21 protein-coding genes are annotated in these 22,082 nt (G+C 46.9%); 16 read left to right on the top strand and 5 right to left on the bottom strand.

Annotated elements, in window-relative coordinates; all coding sequences use genetic code 11:
• Nucleotides 1-122: 122 nt before the first annotated feature.
• From IEX98_RS09765 to IEX98_RS09740, 6 genes are all read left to right on the top strand, one after another.
• On the top strand, nt 123-659 hold the full coding sequence (locus tag IEX98_RS09765) for a ribonuclease domain-containing protein (RefSeq protein WP_229692072.1): 537 nt from the start codon (nt 123-125) through the stop codon (nt 657-659).
• Nucleotides 656-928: a barstar family protein gene (locus IEX98_RS09760; protein WP_188888770.1), complete on the top strand. Its 273-nt coding sequence runs from the start codon at nt 656-658 to the stop codon at nt 926-928. Before IEX98_RS09765 ends, IEX98_RS09760 begins: the two co-directional genes overlap by 4 nt.
• A 154-nt stretch (nt 929-1,082) precedes the next feature.
• A complete protein-coding gene (locus IEX98_RS09755) occupies nt 1,083-1,448 on the top strand; it encodes a BlaI/MecI/CopY family transcriptional regulator (protein WP_308421774.1) in 366 nt (121 codons plus the stop codon).
• 2 nt (nt 1,449-1,450) lie between these two features.
• Nucleotides 1,451-3,394: a M56 family metallopeptidase gene (locus IEX98_RS09750; RefSeq protein ID WP_188888769.1), complete on the top strand. Its 1,944-nt coding sequence runs from the start codon at nt 1,451-1,453 to the stop codon at nt 3,392-3,394.
• Between the two features lie 127 nt (nt 3,395-3,521).
• Nucleotides 3,522-4,733 carry a copper amine oxidase N-terminal domain-containing protein gene (locus IEX98_RS09745; RefSeq protein ID WP_188888768.1) on the top strand — a complete coding sequence of 404 codons (1,212 nt, stop codon included), beginning with the start codon at nt 3,522-3,524 and terminating at the stop codon, nt 4,731-4,733.
• A gap of 37 nt (nt 4,734-4,770) precedes the next feature.
• Nucleotides 4,771-5,160 carry a tautomerase family protein gene (locus tag IEX98_RS09740; RefSeq protein ID WP_188888767.1) on the top strand — a complete coding sequence of 130 codons (390 nt, stop codon included), beginning with the start codon at nt 4,771-4,773 and terminating at the stop codon, nt 5,158-5,160.
• Between the two features lie 85 nt (nt 5,161-5,245).
• Here IEX98_RS09740 and IEX98_RS09735 read toward each other — a convergent pair whose 3' ends face one another.
• Nucleotides 5,246-5,884, bottom strand: coding sequence for a nitroreductase family protein (locus tag IEX98_RS09735; RefSeq protein WP_188888766.1), 639 nt, complete (start codon nt 5,882-5,884; stop codon nt 5,246-5,248).
• A gap of 119 nt (nt 5,885-6,003) precedes the next feature.
• Here IEX98_RS09735 and IEX98_RS09730 point away from each other — a divergent pair, with 119 nt between their 5' ends.
• The 4 genes from IEX98_RS09730 to IEX98_RS09715 all read left to right on the top strand — a co-directional run bounded on the left by IEX98_RS09730 (nt 6,004) and on the right by IEX98_RS09715 (nt 9,339).
• Nucleotides 6,004-6,363 carry a MerR family transcriptional regulator gene (locus IEX98_RS09730; protein WP_188888765.1) on the top strand — a complete coding sequence of 120 codons (360 nt, stop codon included), beginning with the start codon at nt 6,004-6,006 and terminating at the stop codon, nt 6,361-6,363.
• Nucleotides 6,364-6,508: 145 nt separating this feature from the next.
• Nucleotides 6,509-7,036 carry an RNA polymerase sigma factor gene (locus IEX98_RS09725; RefSeq protein ID WP_188888764.1) on the top strand — a complete coding sequence of 176 codons (528 nt, stop codon included), beginning with the start codon at nt 6,509-6,511 and terminating at the stop codon, nt 7,034-7,036.
• A complete protein-coding gene (locus IEX98_RS09720; protein WP_188888763.1) occupies nt 7,029-7,898 on the top strand; it encodes a hypothetical protein in 870 nt (289 codons plus the stop codon). Before IEX98_RS09725 ends, IEX98_RS09720 begins: the two co-directional genes overlap by 8 nt.
• A 79-nt stretch (nt 7,899-7,977) precedes the next feature.
• Nucleotides 7,978-9,339 carry a hypothetical protein gene (locus IEX98_RS09715; RefSeq protein WP_194458307.1) on the top strand — a complete coding sequence of 454 codons (1,362 nt, stop codon included), beginning with the start codon at nt 7,978-7,980 and terminating at the stop codon, nt 9,337-9,339.
• A gap of 42 nt (nt 9,340-9,381) precedes the next feature.
• On the opposite strand, the gene IEX98_RS09710 is transcribed toward IEX98_RS09715, so the two are convergent.
• Together IEX98_RS09710 and IEX98_RS09705 are read right to left on the bottom strand one after the other, a co-directional pair.
• The gene (locus IEX98_RS09710) at nt 9,382-10,101 is read right to left on the bottom strand and encodes a 3-ketoacyl-ACP reductase (RefSeq protein ID WP_188888761.1); all 720 of its coding nucleotides are present in this window, start codon (nt 10,099-10,101) and stop codon (nt 9,382-9,384) included.
• A 97-nt stretch (nt 10,102-10,198) separates the two neighbouring features.
• Complete coding sequence (locus IEX98_RS09705) at nt 10,199-12,133, bottom strand: AraC family transcriptional regulator (protein WP_188888760.1); 1,935 nt, start codon at nt 12,131-12,133, stop codon at nt 10,199-10,201.
• A gap of 132 nt (nt 12,134-12,265) precedes the next feature.
• Here IEX98_RS09705 and IEX98_RS09700 point away from each other — a divergent pair, with 132 nt between their 5' ends.
• Nucleotides 12,266-13,216, top strand: coding sequence for an alpha/beta hydrolase (locus IEX98_RS09700; protein ID WP_188888759.1), 951 nt, complete (start codon nt 12,266-12,268; stop codon nt 13,214-13,216).
• A gap of 115 nt (nt 13,217-13,331) precedes the next feature.
• Here IEX98_RS09700 and IEX98_RS09695 read toward each other — a convergent pair whose 3' ends face one another.
• Nucleotides 13,332-13,754 carry an Lrp/AsnC family transcriptional regulator gene (locus IEX98_RS09695; protein WP_188888758.1) on the bottom strand — a complete coding sequence of 141 codons (423 nt, stop codon included), beginning with the start codon at nt 13,752-13,754 and terminating at the stop codon, nt 13,332-13,334.
• Between the two features lie 235 nt (nt 13,755-13,989).
• Here IEX98_RS09695 and IEX98_RS09690 point away from each other — a divergent pair, with 235 nt between their 5' ends.
• The 5 genes from IEX98_RS09690 to IEX98_RS09670 are packed head-to-tail and all read left to right on the top strand — an operon-like array spanning nt 13,990 to nt 18,537.
• The gene (locus IEX98_RS09690) at nt 13,990-14,622 is read left to right on the top strand and encodes an ABC transporter permease (RefSeq protein WP_188888757.1); all 633 of its coding nucleotides are present in this window, start codon (nt 13,990-13,992) and stop codon (nt 14,620-14,622) included.
• Nucleotides 14,623-14,642: 20 nt separating this feature from the next.
• On the top strand, nt 14,643-15,551 hold the full coding sequence (locus IEX98_RS09685; protein WP_188888756.1) for an ABC transporter substrate-binding protein: 909 nt from the start codon (nt 14,643-14,645) through the stop codon (nt 15,549-15,551).
• 11 nt (nt 15,552-15,562) lie between these two features.
• Entirely contained in the window at nt 15,563-16,525 is a 963-nt protein-coding gene (locus tag IEX98_RS09680; protein WP_188888755.1) for an ABC transporter ATP-binding protein, read from the top strand.
• 22 nt (nt 16,526-16,547) lie between these two features.
• Nucleotides 16,548-17,183 carry an ABC transporter permease gene (locus IEX98_RS09675; protein WP_188888754.1) on the top strand — a complete coding sequence of 212 codons (636 nt, stop codon included), beginning with the start codon at nt 16,548-16,550 and terminating at the stop codon, nt 17,181-17,183.
• 16 nt (nt 17,184-17,199) lie between these two features.
• Nucleotides 17,200-18,537 (top strand): LLM class flavin-dependent oxidoreductase, encoded by a 1,338-nt coding sequence (locus IEX98_RS09670; RefSeq protein WP_188888753.1) that lies wholly within the window; start codon nt 17,200-17,202, stop codon nt 18,535-18,537.
• Nucleotides 18,538-18,593: 56 nt separating this feature from the next.
• On the opposite strand, the gene IEX98_RS09665 is transcribed toward IEX98_RS09670, so the two are convergent.
• On the bottom strand, nt 18,594-22,076 hold the full coding sequence (locus IEX98_RS09665; RefSeq protein WP_229692071.1) for a discoidin domain-containing protein: 3,483 nt from the start codon (nt 22,074-22,076) through the stop codon (nt 18,594-18,596).
• Nucleotides 22,077-22,082 lie beyond the last annotated feature (6 nt).

Raw genomic sequence — 22,082 nt, 5'->3', positions numbered from 1 at the left:
TACATCGCCGAGGGCTATTGGCGGTGTATTTTTTATGTGGGGTATGGTTAGGGTGATTAATAAGGGCTGGCAGTGCGAGTCTGCGTATAGTGGGCTTATTTGATAAGAAATGGGGAAATACGATGTTTGGTGCAATAGGTATGAAGCGAATGGGCAGTTGGACACGTTCATTGCTGGCAGCGATGATTATGATGGCAGTAATTGTGCTCACCAGCTGTGGGAATTTATCATTGAATGACATTAATTCGCCAAGCAATTCCACTGAGGCGGGGCAAAAACAACAGCAGCAACAGCAATCTCAGTCTCAAGCTCCACTTACCAGCTTTAAGGCGGTATCGGATTATATTCGACAGCATCACAAGCTTCCGGATAATTTCATTACGAAAAAAGAAGCCGAGCAGCTCGGCTGGGTGGCTTCCAAAGGGAATTTAAATCAGGTAGCGCCAGGCAAAAGTATCGGAGGCGACCGTTTTGGCAACCGGGAAGGGCTGCTGCCTAAGGAGAAAAACCGGATTTGGTATGAAGCGGATATCAATTATAAGAAGGGTACGCGCGGAGCGGACCGAATTCTCTACTCCAATGATGGATTAATCTATATGACTACGGACCACTATAAGTCGTTTACGGATATTACGAAGAAAGGGAGTCTCCGCGAATGAGCAAGGTTATAGAACTGAAGCAGTCAGAGGCCGAGCGTTACCAGAACGTTCATGACTGGTTGAAGCAGGAGCTTAGCTTGCCTGAATGGTACGGCGCGAACCTGGACGCATTATGGGATTGTGTCACCGGTCATCTGCCCATGCCGCTGAAGATTAGATGGATCGCAGATTCTGAGCAGCATGATGATTACTCGGGCATCGTGGAGGTTTTTCAGGACGCTGCGGATCAATACGAGGAGATCACTTTCGAGTATGTGGTTATTTCTTAATTATTTACAATAAAAGGTCGGAATTCGGTGTGACACTGGGCTCCGGCCTTTATTTTTGCACGGGATTCGTTATCACTCATTGGATTGACAATGCTGGTTTATAGTTATAAACTAATTTTATTGGTTTATAGTCATAAACCGTAAGGAGTAGACAATGATGAACAATTTAAAGCTTTGTGAAAGCGACTATCGATTTATGCTGGTGGTGTGGGAGAACGAACCGGTGGCATCGGGACAATTAGTCACGCTATGCGCCGATAAACTCGGCTGGAAGAAGCCTACGACCTATACCGTGCTTCGGAAAATGTGTGAAAAAGGACTTGTTAAAAACGAGGACACGATTGTGGAAGCGATTGTCCCTAAGGAGCAAGTGCAAGCCTATGAGAGCGAGCATTTTATTGAGCGTGCCTTCGAGGGCTCGCTGCCGCAATTTCTCGTTTCGTTTTTTGGCAACAAGACACTTTCTAAGAAGGAAGCGGATGAGCTGAAGCGCCTGATTGATGCGCACAAGGAGGAATGAGCATGGAATTGCTCTTTTTGAAAATGCTCAACATGAGTATTACAGCAACGTATGTGATTGCTGCTGTACTTCTCTTCCGGCTGCTGCTCCGGCGAGCGCCAAAGAAATATTCCTATTTATTATGGGCGGTAGTATTGTTTCGTCTAGTTTGTCCGGTATCCTTTTCCTCTGAGCTTAGCATCTTTAATATGAACCCCTTTGATATGACAGCAGCGCAAAAGAACAGCAACGTATCACTCAGCTATGTCCCTGCCGATGTCGGGTACATGGAGTCTCCGAAGGTGACAGTGGGGATTCCGACGGTGAATACTTTCGTTAGTGACAGATTGCCCGCAGCCCTGCCTGCGACCAGCGTTAATCCTTTGCAAGTATGGATAGAGATTGGAACGATCCTTTGGTGTCTTGGCGTCGCTGCAATGCTCATCTATAGCCTAGTTGCATTCCTTCGCCTAAAGCGGCGAATCGCTGCAGCTGTCAGGCTGGATGGCCATATCTACGAATCCGACCGCATTAGCTCACCCTTCGTTCTTGGCCTGATTAGACCTCGAGTTTATATTCCTTTTGGCCTTGGCGAGCAGGAGCGCAGCTATGTGCTGCAGCATGAAGAGTACCATTTGACCAGGAAGGACCATCTGATCAAGCCGGTTATGTTTCTGATTCTTGTTCTCCATTGGTTTAATCCGCTTGTATGGCTGGCGTTTGTGCTGATGAGCAAAGACATGGAAATGAGCTGTGATGAAAAGGTGTTGTCCCGGATCGGGGCGGATCATCGGAAGGCGTACTGCACGTCACTGCTCTCCTTTGCAGCTAATCGCCGTTTTCCGTTAGCGGGTCCGCTTGCCTTCGGAGAGACGAATGTCCGGGAGCGTGTTCTCCATATTTTAAACTTTAAGGAACCGAAAAAATGGGTAATAGCCCTATCCTCTTTAGCCTGTATAGCTGTTATAGCTGCCTGTTCTGCCAATCCAACAGTGAATAAAGGGCCAGAGGAGACAGCGGGAATGTACGGTACCTATAGCTTTGAGAAACAAATCTATATGAATCCGCTCAGCTCTTTTATCGCGATGGACGGGTACAAGGAATATTACACGATTACTGAAAACGAGCTGATTATCACAGATGAAGCAGGCAATCAACAAAGATTGGAGGCCTACTTTAAGCGTACAGTAGTAGATGAGCAGAAGTTCAAGGATGATTTTATGATGGCGGATATCGGCGTTCCGGATATCGCTTCATACAAAGCGCGTTATCAATACACCTTAACTGATCCTTCTGTTTCTCCTGCTTATCGGTTTTATCTTCTTGATGACGAGATGTGGCTCGCGAAAATACATACAGATAAAGCTAATACACAAAAGAGCCAATATTTCTGGAGCATCTATAAGATCAATAAGACGAAAGAGAAAATAGCGGTAAAACCGAAGGCGATAACCGGAACTTCGAATAATGTCGCTGCTTTTCTGGCGCTGCAACAGAACCTTGAATCGGGTTATGACAACGGCACCTGCTATAACATAACGCCGAATGATATCGGGGAAAACTCTGAATATATGATTTTTAAATATGATAAATCGGCTGCCTCCTATCTGCTATATGAGGGAGTTGTATACCCGCTTGGGGAGTGGTTCGGCGGCTTTGGTATAACGAGCATGTCGCTTGCTGACCTTGACGGGGATGGTAAGTTAGAGCTGTACTTTACCTATTCATGGGGCTCCGGGCTTCATCGTTCTCATGCCGCCTATTTCGATCCGGCAGCCAAACAAGTCGTAAACTTTGACTATGTGCATCAGAATGGGGACTTGTTAATCGCAAATAATCTTGATGGCAGCCTGTCACTATTTGCAGCAACAGTGTCTGGTATGGACGGATTTGTGAATTTCGAAATAGCGGAGAATGATTTTATCTCGGATATCGTTTATAGAAAGGGGCAAATCTTATTAGGCTAGAAATGAAGTACCTAAAAGGGTAAGAAATCTCCACAGCGGAGAAGTGTTTTAGTGCATATTTTTAGGAGCTAATATATGATTGTTTTTATAGAGAATGATTATAGCGTTCAAGGGGAGATTCAAGATTATGAAACGTATTATGGGCCTGATGCTTATGCTTATTGTAGTACTGTTTTTATCAAACGCTTCTTTATCCTTGGCAGCCGCTGCCAAACAGACTGAAAAACAAATAACACTTGTAGTTAATGAGAAGAAAATCGAACAAAAACCTGGACTTGTTTTGCAAAAAGGTACGGTGTATATTCCATTAAATGCTCTTCGTCTTGTTGGTGCTCAATTTACGCTAAGTGATGACCGGAAAACGGTAACGATAAATAAGCATAATCATAAGCTGGCGATGAAGGTTAACAATGTATGGGCGAAGTTAGATGGAAATACAGTAAAACTGAATCAATCTGCAACGATTCTAAATGGCTCTTTTTATGTGCCTGCAAACATTTTACAGACGTTTTTTAATGTTGGTGTGAAGTGGGATAATCAAAAATCCGTGCTTACACTGTTGGACTTTTTCCCTCAATTGCAGGAGGCGCTTAAGAGAGGTGATCTTTCCCGTTTTACTTTTCTGCTGAAAGAGGGACTGGATCCTACCTATGCCTTGCAACAAGTTATTTTGTATCAGAAGGATGCAGCATGGGGCAGTGCAGCACTGGCTTCTGGTGCAGATGCCAATAAGCATTTAATTGAGGCAGTGGTTGGCAGACAAACTGAATTGGTAAGAGTAATATTGGAGAATGGAACCATCGATTTTAATAAAATACCGGAGTATTACTCCAATTTTTCTTACTTGTCGTGGGCGCATGTAGGAAAAGAGAAAGTCATTCGGAGAGATATTGCAGGAAATAGTTACAAAATACAGACTCCACCCTCGTTTGAAATGGCTGAATTATTATACGAGCACGGAGCTGTTGCAGATAATCTGGATGCATATTACGCCATAATGGAAAGTAAACCTGAGTGGTTGGATTGGATGTTGACTCATGGTGCTGATCCAGAAGGAGAGACAATAAAACTTGTTTTTTTGGACGAGTCTGAGCAAAATATTCGATTTTCTTATCCAAGGATTGCACCGGATAAGAATGCGAAACAGAAATTAATCGTCTCGGCCTATATGATTGCTTCTTGGAATCCAAGTCCTGAAAATATGCAAACGATTAATCTGCTGATCACGAAATACAACGTTAATCTAGATGTTTTGACACAATCTCAGAAGGAACGTTTGATGTATCTTGCCACATCTATGAATGAGAGGGACTTAATTGATGCGCTAGTGCGGGGCTAGTTTGAACTTGGTCACTAATGGAAAGGGGAGTTTGGCAATGGCGCAAATTAAAATTTACGGAGTGAGGGAAAGCTTGAATCCCTTCAAACAGCAGCTTTCGGATATCATTCATGCTGCTGTAGTGGAGGCTTTTCAATTTCCTCCTGATAAGAGATTTCATCGTTTTTTTCCTATGGATCGGGAAGATTTTATTTTCGCCCATGATCGTTCGGACGCGTACACCATTATTGAAATTAGTATGTTTGAGGGTCGGACAGTTGAGACGAAGAAGCAATTGATTCGGCTATTATTCCAAAGGATCAATGATGGCGTCGGCATTACACCGCAAGACCTCGAAATCACCATATTTGAGACGCCAAAGCATGACTGGGGAATTCGCGGCGTACCTGGCGATGAGCTTGCCTTAAATTATAAAGTGAATGTATAACGGAAGCGTAGAGGCAGCCAGTATGAACTGAACCCATTGGAGTTGCAGTTCATACTGGCTGTTTTTTTGTAGAAAGGATAAATGGTTACTTCCAGAATGTAATCTTGTCCGAACTTAATCTGACAGACTCATGACCTTCTGCTTTGGCTTTGCCTATTGAGATAATCATTACTGGAGCATAACGTTCTTCATCCAGATCAAATGCTTTTGCGACCTGATCCACTTCAAAGCCTGCCATTGGATTCGTATCATAACCATGTGCACGAGCGACTAACATGAGCTGCATGGCAAAGAGGCTGCTATCGACTTTTGCCACTTCAACCTTCAGTTCTTTAGGGAGAGTCGGATACATCGATAAAATGGTTTCGACTTGGCGATCCCTTACTTCAGCTGGCATTTTTCCTTGTTCTACAGCTGTATTGTAAATCTCCTCAACATTTAAATAGCTATCCGTGTCACCAAAAATGAGCAACATAGCCGATGAAGTATCATTTTGTTCGGTATTGAAGCGTACAAGCGGTCTTAGCTTTTCTTTTCCTTCAGGAGTATCAACAACAACAACACGCCAAGGCTGCATATTTGCAGAGGACGGAGCCAAGCTGGCTTCCGAAATGATTTCGGTCAGCTCTTCCCTCGATATTTTAACGTTTTCATCATAGTGACGTACAGAACGCCGGCCCTTGACGATACTGGTGAAATCGTTATTTTGAATATGGTTAAACATGAGATCTCTCCTTTTGATAACATGAAATTTTTTGACATTGTGGATGTCGTTCGTTATCATATTTGCATTATGAACTATAAACTTAGGTTTATAGCAAGCGGGTGAAAAGAGGCTGCATAATGAAAATAAATGATGTTTCAAAATTAACCGGTCTGCCCATATCAACGTTGCGATTCTATGAACGGAAAAACTTAATTCCAGATACCTTTGTTACAAGGGATGCAAATAATTATCGTATTTACTCCGAAGAGGTTGTTGAGTTTCTGAATGATGTGAAGGCACTTTTGTCCGTAGACTTTTCTATTGAGGAATTAAGTCTGCTAGTCAATCAAGAGCTCAATTTATCCTACGAGGTAAAGAAAAAAATCGTTGAGCAAAAAATTCAAGAGATAGAAGAGGTTCAGAAGCGATTGAAGAAGTCGAAGCAATTTCTATATGCAGTCTTGGAAGGAAAAGCGAATTTTCAAACCAAGTGTTAAGGAGGGCAAGGGGCTACCGTAGGGGTGACTCCTTGTCCTTTGTTTTTTTTATGGAAATCAATTTTCTGGAAAAATATTTTCTGGGTAGAAAACCATTTGATCCCATACATCGTGTTATGAAGAAAAGGGGAGGAGGCAGGTGATCATGTCCTTGCTGTTTGCGCACAAAAGATTTGAAGAGAACAAGCTCTCAATAGACAGCACAATTCATGCTATATACGATCGTCACGTTAATGTCGTTTATCGAGTATGTTTCTCGCTAATGGGGAACAGGCAGGATGCTGAAGATATGGTTCAATCTGTTTTCATTAAGTTAATGGAGAGCGGCAAATCATTTGCCGATGCCGAGCATGAGAAAGCATGGTTAATTGTTACTGCTCAAAACCAATGCCGTGATTTGCTTCGTAAATGGTGGAGAAAGAAAGTCGTAGATCTCGATACTTCGCCGATTAAACAAACGGGTATGGATATGCTCCTAAGCCACGATATGACAGACACACTACTCAAGCTTCCCGCTACTTACAGGTTAGTTTTGTATCTGCATTATTACGAAGGCTATAAGGTAGCTGAGATTGCAAAGATGCTGAAGCTGAATATTAACACGGTGAAAACACAGATGAGAAATGCCAGAAAGCGACTCAAATTGGAGATAGGAGATGATCTGCATGAATAGAGAGGAGTTAGCATCTTTATTCGAAAGTATGACGCCTGATGAGCAACAAAAGGATAGGATGAAGGCACATATTTTGAATGGGGAGCAGCCGGTAGTGCAAGTGAAGCCCCTAAGAAGACGGCGCATAAGATGGGCTGCTTCAGCGATCTGTGTTGTACTGGTGGCAGTCATCGTTTTTCTAAGCATCCCATTCAGAGAAGAATCAACGGCCTATGCCATTAATGTAAGAATCGGGTCAGACGGACCCGTGTTCAAATTGTTGGATAATCAGAATGGAGCCAACGAGAACGCCACAACGATCAGCAACATCGATTCCAGACCTGGGCTGGAATTTTATATCGATGGCAAGGATATTGCGAAAATTGAAGTGTCTACTAAGAACGAATACATTTACGCGGAAGACTGGACGAAGACACAGCATGAGAAGTATTGGAACATAGAATATTATCAGAAATTCGATGAGAAGCGCCAAGTGTCTGAAGCGGATTTCAGTCTGCTTTACGATAAGAAAATGACGCTGACTTTTGATGATGATTTTAAAGATTATGGCGATATTTGGTATCGCTGGACTGCATGGAATATGCACAAGTGGGCCGTACAGGACAACTACTCACATTTTCTTGGAGCGGGAAAGAAAGAACCAGCAGATCTGAGTACAAGTGAGAAAACAGAGCTGGCTGCTGGTAATGACGGTATTGGACATATTCAACTGGAAGGTTATCCGGAGAAATTAAGGGAAGATGAGATTACAATCATCATCACTGACCGGCAAGGTAATCAGACCAAGAAGGTCATTAAGGTAAAAGTCAGCAACAACGAAAAGCGGCAAACGGTCGTTACAGCTAGCTTGGGGAGTAAATAAGTGTAAAATCATGCAACATATATGCATTCGAAGCGTCTACGATTATGTAAGTATTTGTTAATCGATGGAGTGAGGGTGCTTGTTAAATAAATGGTTGAAGGCAATATTAATCTTAGTGCTTATTGCTGTGATAACCTCCTGCGCTAGCAATCTAGATCAACCGGAACGGCAACCGGTGCTTGAGGCTACTACTGCTCCCTTAGTTACTTCAGAAGAGCGGACGGAGCCGGAAGAATCAATGGATGCCTTGCTGCGACGCAACTATGCTAATGCAATAAAGCTTTCAACGGATGAATACGACTATGAGAACATGGTTGCTGTCAGCTCGGAAGAAGTTTTATTGTTAGCCAAGAGTCATGATTCGAAGTCCACAAGACTTATCTGCATGAATATTCAATCGCGTGTGTCGACCGTTGCATGGGAAAGCGGCAGTGAATCCATCGACACGTATAGTTTGCGTTTAGCCGAGGATCATGTTGAATGGGAAACGTATGATGCAGAACAATCGGTCAATCGTAAATACAAGCTGGCAAGCGGTGTACTTGTTTCGCAGATAGGTACTAGCTATGCAAGCCCGGATGGCCAATGGGCGGTCAGTTATAGTGTCGATAACAAAAACATCGAGGGCATTATTAAAACCTCTACAGGGATAAGCAAGCAGTGGAGAACTGAAGGGAAAGATTCTCAGCCTTTATGGCTGCCTGACTCTTCGGGCTTTGTTTACTTACATGATACAGGAGAACAAATTGGAGATGGAGCTGGCCCTTATTATGAGCTCGCCCGTTACGATATTGCTTCCGGTAAATCCAGCATTTTGCCTTTCGATAAAGCATATTGGGGAAGAATAGAGTGGCTGGAACCTGGCGTATCTCTTGTAGCGCATAACGGCTTTGACGACGTTATCGCTTTGAAAATTGTAAATTTGGAAAGTGGCGAGGAACGGCAAATCGTTAATACTTACGAATATGAGTATTTGAACAGCTTTGTCGAACCGGTGACCGGACGGCTATTCGTTAGCAATGAAGGAAAGTTCAGCTTGTATGGATCTGAAGGTCAGGCTACATCCGAGGTTGCATGGCCTGTCAATTTGGATGAGTACTCACTCTTAAAAAAGGAAACATCAGACAGTTCAACTGAAAGAATTCACTATTATATAGGAGAAAAGGGTAGCGGCCGGTTTGGTCCCTCACAATTTCAGCCTTCTCCTGACGGTAACCGTATAGCCTATCTGCTTGGTGCGATAGGAGAAAGTGTAGATGATATCGTCACAGGTACTAGAGTCGCTGTGGCTGATTATGACGGTAGCGGGACGAAGCTGTTGACGGAGGACTATATGTACATTGGCTTATGTCGCTGGGCGCCTGACAGCTCTCGTCTCTTCGCACTTTTCTCACTGCCCTCAGACCGGCAGCAAGTCTATATTGGTGTTATCGATCTTTGATTCAAAAAAATCCCCTCCGTCACAACCGGAGGGGATTTACTCTTATTGCGGGTTTGTCGTCCAAATCCCCGCTGCTTTAATAAACACGCGCTCTGGCAGCTTAAGCGCTGCGATAATCAGCTCCGCTACATCCTCGGATTGCATCATGCGATCCTCATCCCCGATTTTCAACCCGGCTTGCGCTGCAAGATCCGTATTCACCGTGCTTGGTGTAAGAGCGGTCACCCGGATGTTGAATTTACGAACCTCTTGCAGAAGAGACTCCGTTAATCCCATAATGGCAAACTTTGATGCAGCATAGGCGGAGCCTGTAGCGAAACCTCGCTCGCCCGCTGTTGAAGCAATGTTAATGATGCTGCCGCTTTTCTTCTCGATCATCGACGGAAGCGCTGCACGGGTCACGTAATAAGTGCCCATCAGGTTGGTTTGGATGATTTGCTCCCATTGTCCAGGCTCCATATCGAGAAGGGTCTGGAATTGAGCGATTCCTGCATTGTTAATAAGAATGTCAACGGAGCCAAGGTGCCCGATAAGCTCGGATACAGCTGTATTTACTTCTTCTATATGGCCAACATCGGCAGTCGCAATGTGAACTTGAACGCCATACTCCTGTACAAGCTCGGCTTGAAGCACCTCTAGATCCTTAGCTGTTCTTGCGATTAGTCCGAGCTGCACGCCTTCCTTCGCAAGAGCTATGGCTGTCGCTTTGCCGATTCCTTTGCCCGCGCCTGTAATGATGGCTGTTTTATGTTGTAGATTCATGAAAATCTCTCCCTCCGCTGTTGCCTTGCATTCATACATGTTTCAGTATGATGGATGTCCCAATGCAAAGCAAGCCGCGTGAAGAGCGTGCAAATCTTTACTTCTTCATTCCATCCAGCCACGCCGCTAACTCTTCTGTCTGGGCAAGGATAGCGATGGGGTCCCAATACCAGGAGCGGTCAGAGGTCCATGTAAATACGCAGTCGTTTTTGACAGCATCTAGCGATTTCCAGATCGGATCGGCCTTGAGATCCTCGATCTTGCGATCGGTTGTCAGAATAATATAATCACCCGCGTATTTCGGCAAAGCTTCACTAGAGAGCGAGGCCCAGCCTGGATCAATCATCTCTTGAGCGACGGCAGCAGGCGGCTTGAAGCCAAATCCTTGGTAAATCGGTTGGCCGCCTTTGCCGTAGCTGGCGCCTACTGCGGATACTTCCTTGCCTATCCATTCCAACACAGAGAACGTGCTGCCAGCAGGAACTGCTTGGACGGCCTTTTCCTTCGCTGCAGCAATGCGCTGGTCATAATCGGCGAGCCATTGCTCAGCTTCTTGTTCTTTGCCAAGCAGTTTGCCGAAATAGTCCAGCTCTTCATGCACCGTTTTCAAGGATGCAAAAGGAACAACGACGGTAGGAGCGATTTTGGACAACTGCTCGTTCAGTTCAATATAGGTGTCATCCATAATAATGAGATCCGGCGCCAGCTCGAGAATTTTCTCCAGATCGCCATTTCCTTCTCCTAAATCCGTTACACCTTCACCGTCCAGCGCCTCTTTGAAATAAGGATTTTGAATATGATGGCTGGATGTTCCTACAGGAATAACGCCTAGAGCAATTAAGCTCCCTAAATATTCTCCTGCCACTACACGTTTGGGGTGCAGAGGGACCTCTACATCTCCAAGGACGGTTGATACGGTTTTGGTTTGCGGTTGTTCATTAGCAGCAGGGGCCGTCTCCACAGGGGTTTGGGTAGGCTGCGTCTCCGCTATATTTCCTGCACCGCAAGCGCTCAACAATAACATGAAGCTGAAAAGCAAAGCCGCCGCCATTGGCGGTTTGGAATGTCTAAACATCGTTAATTCGTCCTCTCCATTACGTTGATAATGATTATCACCGACATCAGTATAGCGGAGAGGTTCAAGTGAGACAATGGAGGATCTCATGCTCGTGGAAGGACTATCTTCCAAGCTGCGCTTAGCGGAGTGCTCTATTCGGTAGCGTGTTGGTGATACGCCCTTATGTTTCTTGAACATCCTTCCCAAGTAAAAAGGGTCTTGATAGCCGACACCGATTGCAATTTCTCTTAAATTGGCGTCGGTTTCGATCAGCAGCATGGCCGCCTTGTTCATCCGTATTTTAATCAAATAATCGATGGGGCTTAGACCTGTTCGGCTTTTAAAATAGGAGGATAGATGGGCAACGCTGTAGTTCAGGCTTTCGGATAGAGATTCCAAAGTGATCGCTTCCGCATAACGCTCATAAATAATAGCAATGATCTGGGCCGCCAAATCACGCTTCTCCGGTTTGATGCCCTGCTCCTGCATCTGGTTTAAGAGCTCATGAACGAAAGAATGAAATAAAGCTTTTACTCGCAATCTGCTAAGGGAGTTTGCCTGCTCCCACTGCTTGTGCATCTCTGTCAAACCATGATACAAGGGGGCTGGTAGAGCAGGGGCGAAGCCAAACTGTATATGAAAGGGGCGGATTCGCTCCGCCAGGTCAATCAGGCTCTGCCGCACCGGAGGTGGCATGCTTCCTTTATAATAGACGGCATAATAATCCAGCCCCTCTTCGTTAGCGTGAATATCCAGCACGGCACCTTTGCCGGCATGGAACACTTTGAAGCGCCGGCAATGGTAGGCCGTTCCGTCCAGCATGATCTGTGCATTTCCGCGGATAGACAGGATAAAGAGGCTGGCGGGTACGACATAGCTGCATTGGTTTTCATGAGATCGCAAGGTGATGCGGCGAACGTCTATTATTTTGCAATATGCCTGTTCCCATAACTTGATATGATCGCGCATGTCCATCGGCTGCAACCTGCCTTTTCGATTCGTACATTTTTTAATAACTATAATTATAGAAGATACCCATTCTCAATGATAGCAAGGCTATAATGGCTATAGTAGAGTAATCGTTACCTATAAAGGATGGGCAAATTCATGAGTAAGCTTCAAACGTATAATCAAACAATAGATTATTGGAAGCAATATCAGCCGTTTTTTCCGGAAGAGATGCAGCTAACGGAGAATCATTTGCCAATAGAAGAATGGATGACTTGGCAGAACGTCCATATTCATCTTGATCAAATGCCTGCCCCGCAGGCCAAATTAAAAATTATTTTCATTCACGGGGCCGGAGGCAATGGCCGATTGCTGGCTCCTTATGCACGAAGCCTGCAAAACAATGGTTATGAAGTCGTCGCGCCGGATCTGCCGCCTTATGGCTTAAGCTATACCGAATCGGCAAAATCTGTGGACTATCAGCTTTGGATTGATATCCTCACAGAATTGATTGATGCGGAGCTGAAGCGTGACGGCAAGCCTATCGTGCTGCTCGGCAGCAGCATAGGAGGAATGCTGGCTTACCATACGGCCGTACAGAGCAAGCGGGTGAAAGGATTAATCGCAACGACATTCGTTGATACGAGCGACGCTAAGTTTCGCGACCAGCTGGCTCCGAACAGATTGATTAGCCGATGGGGGAAGTATTGTATGGACAAGCTTCCCTGCTTGCTTGATTCACTCGCAATCTCGGTTAACCATGTATCCCGGATGAATTTGATTACGAATAATGCCGAATTGACCAAGCTCATTATGAACGATGCCCATGCGGCGGGCACTAAGATTCCTTTACGATTGTTAAGAACGTTTTTGAATCGAAGCCCAGAGCTGAAGCCCGAACAATTTGATCTTTGTCCGGTATTGCTCGTTCATCCGGAAATAGATCCTATGACGCCGTATCGTTTCAGTCAACCTTTCTATGATCGTATAAAAGGCGACAAAAAATATGTCAGTCTAGAGGGTGCTGGCCATTTCCCAATCGAGCAGCCGGGGCTAGATCAGTTGAATGCTGCCGTGCTTTCGTTTCTGAAAAAAGTAGAGCAGCAATAAACGGATAATAAACCGGTAAGCAAAAAAGAGCAGAGACGAGGCTCCATGTCATTAGGTTAAGGTTTAATGACATGGAGACAAGCCCTGCTCTTTTTTTTACGTATAATCGTCTTGCTCAAAAATTATGATTATGCTCGATTCGAGAGGAGAGGACAACCATCACCTGGAAGTAGCCGAATTTATTGCAGCTTGCCGTGAAGGCCTCGAGCTTCTCAATCGATTCCGTCATCACTTTAACCAGATAATTGAACTCTCCGCTGATGCGATGCAAATCTACGACATCAGGCTCGTTCGCGCAATGCTCGCTGAAGGCTTTGCAATGCTGGGTCTGGACCATAACAAAGGCTTTTACAGTCTTGCCTATCTTAGTAGGGTTCAATTGCGCCTTATAGCCCGATATCGTTCCCTGTTCCTCGAGTTTACGGACTCGCCCCGTTACAGCGGGCTGTGTCAGCCCAACCTGCTTCCCTAGCTCAGTCATCGAATAACGCGCATTCTCCTGCAGCATCTTCAATATTTTTACGTCCGTATCATCCATCTCGATTCTCCCTTTCCATTCAATTGAAGTCCTGCTGCCTCATTCTAATTCTGTGCTTCTGAATGAAGTGTTCAAATCAAATAAAGAGGATTCAATCAACTTTTTATAATACCTTAGTAAAAGGGTTGAATTACTTTGTTTTTCATATGTGAATTTTAAATCCTATCTTCTATAATGTCAATGAAAGCTTGTCCTGACAGCGATCTTTGCTGCTGATGGAGGTGATGACCAGGAGATGCTGCATGAGATTATTCAATATATTTCCGATAATCAGGAACGGTTTTTGGAAGAATCGAGAGTTCACTTGGTGCTGAGTTTTTCGGCATTTTTGATCGGCGTCGTGCTTTGCGTGCCACTCGGAATTATTTGTGCTAAAAAAGCAAAATTCGCCGCTCCCATTATGAATCTCTTCAATACATTGCGGGTTATTCCTAGCCTTGCTGTCCTGGTCGCGATCATGCCTTTTCTAGGTACGGGCTTTACGCCGTCCCTTGTTGCGCTGACGCTGCTGGCATGTCCGCCGATTCTGATCCATACGTATCTAGGCTTTCGGAATATAGACAGCTCCATTCTGGAGGCCGCTTCAGGGATGGGGATGGGCGAGGCACGGATTATGAGACGAATCGAGCTTCCTCTAGCATTGCCTCTCATCATTACCGGAGCAAAAACGTCGGCTGTGCAGGTTACCGCGAGCGCAACGCTTGCCGCATTTATTGGCGGCGGGGGACTTGGCACTTTCATTATTAATGGATTAAGCATTAATGATTTTGCAATCGTATTGGCTGGTGCCATTCCGATTACGATATTTGCAGTTGGCATTGAAATTGTATTGTCTGTGGTGGAGAAATGGTCTTCGTGGCCCAAATAATGAATGGAGGTTAGTTTGTAATGAAAAAACAATCAATTATGATCGCAAGCGTCATCCTGCTCCTGTCTCTGGTTGTATCCGCATGCGGAAACGCCGGATCAGGCTCAGCCAGCAAAGGAACGATTAATGTCGGCTCTAAAAACTTTACGGAAGCTTTTATCCTATCGGAAGCTTATTCGCTTGCCCTAGAGAATGCCGGGTACAAAGTGAATCGCAAATTCAAGCTTGCCGGTCTGCTGGCGCATGAAACGATTGTGAAGGGCGATATTGACGTTTACCCGGAATATACAGGAACGGCGCTGCTCTCGATCCTGAAGCTGCCGAAGCTATCCGATCCGAAGGAAGTTTACGATACGGTATCCAAGGCGTATAAGGACCAGTTCAATCTCGTATGGCTGGCTTCGACGCAAGCCAACAATTCGCAAGGCTTGACGGTTACGAAGGAAGTAGCCGACAAATACGGCTTGAAGACGTTGTCGCAATTGGCGGAGCTGGCGCCGCAGCTCAGACTGGCAGCCGTAACCGGCTTTGAAGACCGCGAGGATGGATTGAAAGGTTTGAAGCAGGCTTACGGCGGTTTTGAGTTTAAATCGGTGAAGCTGTTCGACGCCGGTGTGAAGTACAGGGCTCTGCATGATAATGAGGCGGATGTAACGGTGGCCTTCACAACCGATGGAGAGCTGACGAAGCCTAACTTGGTTCTGCTTGAGGATGATAAACATTTCTGGCCGCCTTACTACGTAGCACCGGTTATTAAAGCGGATGTGCTGGAGAAAAACAAAGGCATCGACGACATCTTGAATGAAGTATCGGCCAAGCTGGATACAGCGACGCTGCAAAAGCTGAATGCCGAAGTAGATATTAACAAACAGGAATATACAGACGTGGCGAAGCAGTTCCTGCAAGAGGCAGGTATCTTGAAAAAATAGGATGAGTAACCATGAACCAAGATGCAATTGTGTTTAATCGGGTGACCAAAACCTTTCCTAAAGCGGCTAAGCCGGCCGTCAATGAAACGAATTTGAGAATCGAGGCGGGCAGCTTTGTCACGATTCTCGGTGCATCGGGCTGCGGGAAAACGACGCTGCTCAAAATGATCAATCGGATTCATGAGCCGTCCTCAGGCAATATTCTCATTAATGGTCAAGAAATAACGAAAATGCCTTTGAACGCATTGCGTATCCAAATCGGATATGTCATTCAGGGTATCGGCTTGTTTCCTCATCTGAGCATTGAGGAGAACATTGCGACCATACCGAAAGTTCTCAAGTGGTCTCCGAAGCGAATTGAAGAGCGAATCGATTATCTGCTTGATCTGGTGCATTTGCCGCAGTCGTTCAAGAAGCGCTACCCTGCGCAATTGTCGGGAGGACAGCAGCAGAGGGTTGGCCTTGCCCGTGCTATGGCAGGCGACCCGGCCATTATGCTGATGGACGAGCCTTTCGGAGCAATCGATGCGATTACCCGGGAGTCGCTGCAGGATGAAATGATACAAATTCAGAAGAAGCTCAATAAGACGATTTTATTCGTTACGCATGATGTGCAGGAAGCGATGAAGCTGGGCGACCGGATTATCGTGATGAATGAAGGCACGATTCAGCAATACGATACGCCGCTTGAGATTTTAGCCCGCCCGGCTAATGAATTTGTTCAGAAGCTGGTTAAATCGGACAATCAATTCAATCAGCTGGATTTGATTAAGGCGGAAGACGCGATGGTTCCGATCGATTCCGCTCCGAATGCAAGCAGCTGGGGAGAGGCAAGAGTAACAGGTCGGGAGTCGTCGTTAAAGTCGGTATTGCTGCTTCTGCTGCAGCCGGAAGTGAGCGTGGTATGGGTGGTGGATGAACAGGACATTCCCGTAGGCAGTATCACTTGGGAGCAATTGAAATTGAAGGTGTGAGTGACAGGAAGGGGGTGTGAACATGGACTACGCGATCAAGCATTACGATCAACTGCTGTTGTTGACCGTTCAGCATATTTTCCTTACGTTGGCGACGCTGGTTATCGCCTTGCTCATTGCCCTACCGGTCAGTTTGCTGCTCTTGCGGGTTCAAGCCTTCACGATCCCTGTACTGGCTGCACTAGGTCTTGTCTATGTCGTGCCGAGCATGGCGATGTTCGCCTTTCTCGTGCCGCTCGTCGGGGTAGGCATTACGCCTGCCCTCATTGCGTTAATCGCCTACAGCCAGCTGTTCCTTGTGCGTAATCTGCTTGCGGGTTTCAAGTCGATCAATCCGAGCATTATCGAGGCGGGCAGGGGAATGGGGCTTGGTTCGCTGCGGTTGTTTTGGCGAATTGAGCTTCCTCTGGCGCTGCCGATCATTATTGGCGGTATCAGGCTGACGATTACGACGACGATCGGCATCGCTACGATTGCTTCCTGGATCAATGCAGGCGGACTTGGCGTTCTGTTGTTCGATGGCTTATATCAGAATAATCCGGCCAAAATCATCTGGGGAGCGCTGCTTGTATCTGGCATGGCGATACTGAGCAATCAGCTGTTATTCCGTCTGGAGCGCAAAGCCTTGCGGCGAGCGAAGGGAGAAGTTTCCCTCTAAATAAGGAGAATGCATAATGAGTAATTCGCGAAAAAATATGGCGTTAGGCGTATTTCTGTTGGGCGCTGGTCATCACGCAGCGGCTTGGCGGCATCAGGAGGCAAATGCGAGAGGCAACATCGACTTCCGTCAGCTCGTTCAGCTGGCGCAAACGGCGGAGAGAGGAAAGCTCGACATGGTGTTCATAGCCGATGCACTGGCTGTAGGACGCAGTCTCTCTTCTATTGAGCATAATGTAGGCGGTGCACTGGAGCCTTTCAGTTTGCTGTCGGCATTGGCCGCTGTTACGGAACAGATAGGTCTGGTTGCTACCTCATCCACAACCTATAACGAGCCTTTCCACACCGCCCGCAAGTTGGCCACATTGGATCATATTAGCGATGGCCGATCCGGCTGGAATATCGTAACGACGGGTACGGAGGCTGAGGCTCATAACTTCGGAAGAGAGACGAATCTTGCCCATGAGCTTCGCTACGAGCGTGCCGGGGAGTTTGTTAAGGTCGTTAAGGAGCTATGGGATAGCTGGGAGGATACGGCGCTGCTGGCGGACAAAGCTTCCGGTATTTATGCCGATCTGGACAAGGTGCGGGAGATTGATTATAAAAGCGACTGGTTCACCGTGAAAGGCCCATTGGATGTACCGCGCCCTCCGCAAGGTTATCCGGTGCTTATTCAAGCAGGTTCTTCGCCTGCGGGTCAAGCATTTGCTGCGAGCATTGCCGAGGTTGTTTTTACAGCACAGCAAACGATAGAGGAAGCCAAGCATTTCTATCAAAGCGTGAAGGGTCAGCTGGCGTCCTTTGGCCGTGCCGAGCATGGGCTGTTAATTATGCCGGGTATCTCCCCGATACTTGGAGCCACTGAGCAGGAAGCGCGGGAAAAACAGCAGGAGCTTGACGCCTTGGTGCTTCCTCATGTGGCAGTAGCCCAGTTATCCGGCTTATTGAATTTCAACCTGGCTTCCTATGATCTGGATGGACCGCTGCCGTCCATCCCTCTCCCTGAAGCTTCGACAAGCGGGGTAATTAGCCGCATTAAGATGCTTGTCAGTTTAGCCGAGAAAGAAGAGCTGACCATCCGTCAGTTAAGCCAGCGCGTCATTGGCGCACGAGGTCATAAAACCTTTGTTGGAACCGCTGTGCAACTGGCAGATCTGATGGAGGAATGGTTCCGGCAGGGGGCGTGCGACGGGTTTAATCTGATGCCGCCGCTGCTGCCAAGCGGACTAGATGAGTTTGTTGATGAGGTCGTGCCAGAATTGCAAAAAAGGGGTTTGTTTCGGACGCAGTATAGCGGAACGACACTTCGTGATCACTTGGGATTAAGCAGTCCTTATCCGGCTTACCGGACATAGACAAGGAAAAACGGCCTGCTCGATTATCGAGCAGGCCGTTTGCTTATTATTGCGGTTTACCAGTTGTTCCCCGAAACTCTGTTGACGGTGAAGTTCGGGCTGCCGCTTTCGCCATAAATGGCTGCAACGCCAGGATTGTTTATTTTCACATTCGTAAAGCTTGCCGAACCGCGAGCCGGCCCTTGACCGCTCTCAGCGCTGACGACGAGCTTAATGCCATAGCGGGTTGGGTTGTTGATGTTGACGTTCTCTACGCGAACGTTTTGCATCGCCAGGTTTTCCGGCGATTTGGTTTGGAACATCAAGCCGAAGTAGACTGGGTTATTGATGTCCACGTTTTTAACCAAAATGTTTTTGAACGTTCTGTCTCCTCCGAAGAACCAGATCGCGCCAAAGTTTTGGTATTCGTTGATTTTATCGTCTGCACCGACGCTGGTCCAGAAATCTCCGCCAGTCCGGTCCAGCGTGACGCCGTCGATGACGGTATCCTTATCGCCGAAGCCTAATGTGTTATAGCCAAAGCTCAAGCTGCTGATTGTGATGCCCGGATAAGTCAGCGTATCTGCTCCGTACAGATTTTGGTACAGGTTATCGGAACCGCCGTATACGGCAAAAGCGGCTGCACGTCTGACGTTGGTAGCCGTCAGGTTAGTAAACTTGTTGCCGACATTGTACGAACCGCCAGAATCGATTGCACTGAACAAGGCGAATGCATCATCTCCAGCTCCTCTGGAGTAGTTGTTGTCGATGACGTTGTAGGAGGAACCGTTCGTCATGTTGATGCCGTCTGCAAACGTATTTTTAATCCGGTTGTCTTTGAACGTATTGTAGGAAGAGTTGACACCCCAGTACAAGCAGATGAAGTGCTCGACCCAAACGTTCTGAACCGTTACATTTTGCATACCGTTGCCGTCGATGAATTTACCAGGTCCGTCAGTACGGTATACATAGTTGCCCCAAGCGGACAGGTCTTTGATTGTGGAACCGTTGGCGGCCGAACTAATGTTGAAGCCGACATCCGTATTGCTTTGATTTTGCGGCGCTATCAATTTGGTGTGCCATGGGCCCGCGCCAATAATTTCAGTTGCACGGCCATAGAGGAAGATTTTGTTGGTAATCGTCCATTCGCCGGCAGGGATGAAGATACCTTTTTTCGTCGTATCCTGTCTGAATTCATTAAGCGCTTGCTCGATCGATTTCGTAGCGGAAACTTGAACGTATTTGCTAGGGTCTGGATTAGTCGCAGCAGGAGCAACATTTTCCGTCTCGATCATATCGACATAGATCCAAGGCACGTCTCCGGCGTCCTTCTGGATTTTGATCTTCGTTCCAGCAGGGTAGACTTGGTCAAGCAGCAGCTGTGAATCCTCATACAGCCAGTAAGCTGTAAGTCCTGCTCCTGGAGAGTTGTCATAGCCCAGTCGGCCAAGCGTGCTCGGCGTAGCATAGACATAAGAGAATTTGGACGTTACGTTGAACTTGCCTTTGCTCACTCCGTCAGCATAAACGCTGATCGTTCCCGACGTATTGTCAGCGATCGCATTCCGCAGGACAAACGCGTTGGCGGCGGATGTCAGTGTGAACTCTACATATTGGCCTGTTGCATCCAGCTTAACAGCGGAACGGCCGGAAGCTTCGCCTGCAAAGTCGCCAGGCTTGAAGTTAGGAGCCAGCTTCGTACCGTTTGTCGTATTGGAGGATGCTTCAGCTTCGAGAATTGTGAACGGCATATTAGCACCGCGGCCTGAGTACAGGCTTGTTGTGTTGGTGTTATTCGCTTGCTTGATGGTCACTTCGTTGGCGTCAGCCGCAACGCTTGTCGTCACCGAGTAGCTGCCATTAACTGCCGTCCAAGTGCCAAGTACGACATTGGCGGAAGCGCCAACGGCAAGAGAACCGTTATAGGAGCCGTTCAACGTTGTGATCGTTGCACCAGCAGCATTTTTGAGTACGAGCGTGATTGGATGAGCGCCGCCCGCAGATGCGATATTGCCTTCGTTTTTAAGATTAACGGTAAACGTAACGTTATTGCCTGCGCTTGGATTGCTTGGATTCCAAGAAGTTGTAGCAATCAAGTCAGAGCTGGATACCGCAGCCACAGTGAGCGACGTTGCACTCGTGTAGCTGTTGTTGCTCTCGTTTTGCTCAATAACTTGGTTGCTTTCGTCCACTTTCGCGCTTACCGCATATGTGGCGGCATTTTTAGGTCCGACATTTAGTGATACGGTAGTTGTTGCGCCAGCAGCCAATGTGCCCACTGGAGCAGAGCCGGCTAGCTGAGTGCCGAGATAGAAATTAACAGTCGTTGCGCCAGAGCTTGCTGTACCGATGTTGGCTACAGTTGCGTTCAGCGTAATCGGATTGGTCTCAATTGGAGAAGCTGGTGTCCAGGACAAGCCTGTAATCGTCAAATCCGGGTTCGGAGCCGGAGTTCCGAAGATTTGGAATTCTGCGATTTGGCCTGCAGGAGCGCCGGAGTTCGTTGTAATGTTCAGTCGTACTTGCTTAGCTGTTGCTGTAACCGGAATTGTTACCGAGTTGCCGGTTGCAGGGTTAAACGTATAGGACTGAGCGGAAACGATGTTATTGAAGGTAGATGAGTTCTGATCGCTGCCCAGCACTTGAATCGTTTGTGTGCGCGTGCTCCAATCATTCCCCGGATTCAGCTTGAGAACGATAGAAGTAAGATTGTGGTTGGAGCCCAGATCAACAGTCAGCGTACTTGGATTGCTTCCGCCTTCCCAGTATGTAGCCGTGCTGCCGTCATTGGCGTTTGCAGCTACGAATGTGAAGGTAGAGGAAGAAGCAGTAATTGTTTTTCCAATCGCCAAATTGCTGCCGGTTGGAGGCGTAGGTGTTGGTGTGACAGTAGGCGTTGGTGTTGGAGTAGGTGTGACAGTAGGTGTTGGTGTTGGTGTAGGCGTTGCTGTAGCTGTTGGAGTAGGTGTTGGTGTTGGTGTTGGTGTTGGTGTGGCTGTTGGAGTAGGTGTTGGTGTAGGCGTTACTGTAGCACCGTAGATTTCAAATTCGGAAATCTGCCCGGCCTGCCAGCCTGTGTTTGCCGTAATGTTAAGACGAACATAGCGGGTATTCGTGGCGGTGAAGTTAATCGTCACGGAGTTGCTGTTGACCGACGGATTAAATACGTAGTTTGCAGAGCCTACAATATCGGAGAACGTTGAGCCGTTTGTGCTGCCTTGTACGGATAGTGTTTGCGTACGTGTTGCCCAGCTCGAGCTCGCAGGCAGCTTCAGCACGATTTGATCAATATTGGTGTTTGCACCGAGATCGATTTGAAGCCATTGCGGAAAAGCATTGTTTGTACTTTCCCAATAGGTGCCTTGGTTGCTGTCATTTACATTACTGGCTACATAGACATCTGCGTGTCCGCTGGCTGTTACTGTTTTACCCGTTGCCAGGTTTGGCCCGCCTGCCGCAGAAGAATGCGAAGGGTACAGCGTGAGCTGCGACAGCAGGATCACCGCCGCCAGAAACCAAATAACGATGGGATTGCGCTTGGATTGCCTCATTAAAAACATAAACAT

This window comes from Paenibacillus radicis (ex Gao et al. 2016) (genome assembly GCF_014641555.1).
Taxonomy (GTDB): domain Bacteria; phylum Bacillota; class Bacilli; order Paenibacillales; family Paenibacillaceae; genus Pristimantibacillus; species Pristimantibacillus radicis.
This window is presented reverse-complemented; position numbering and strand designations above follow the sequence as displayed.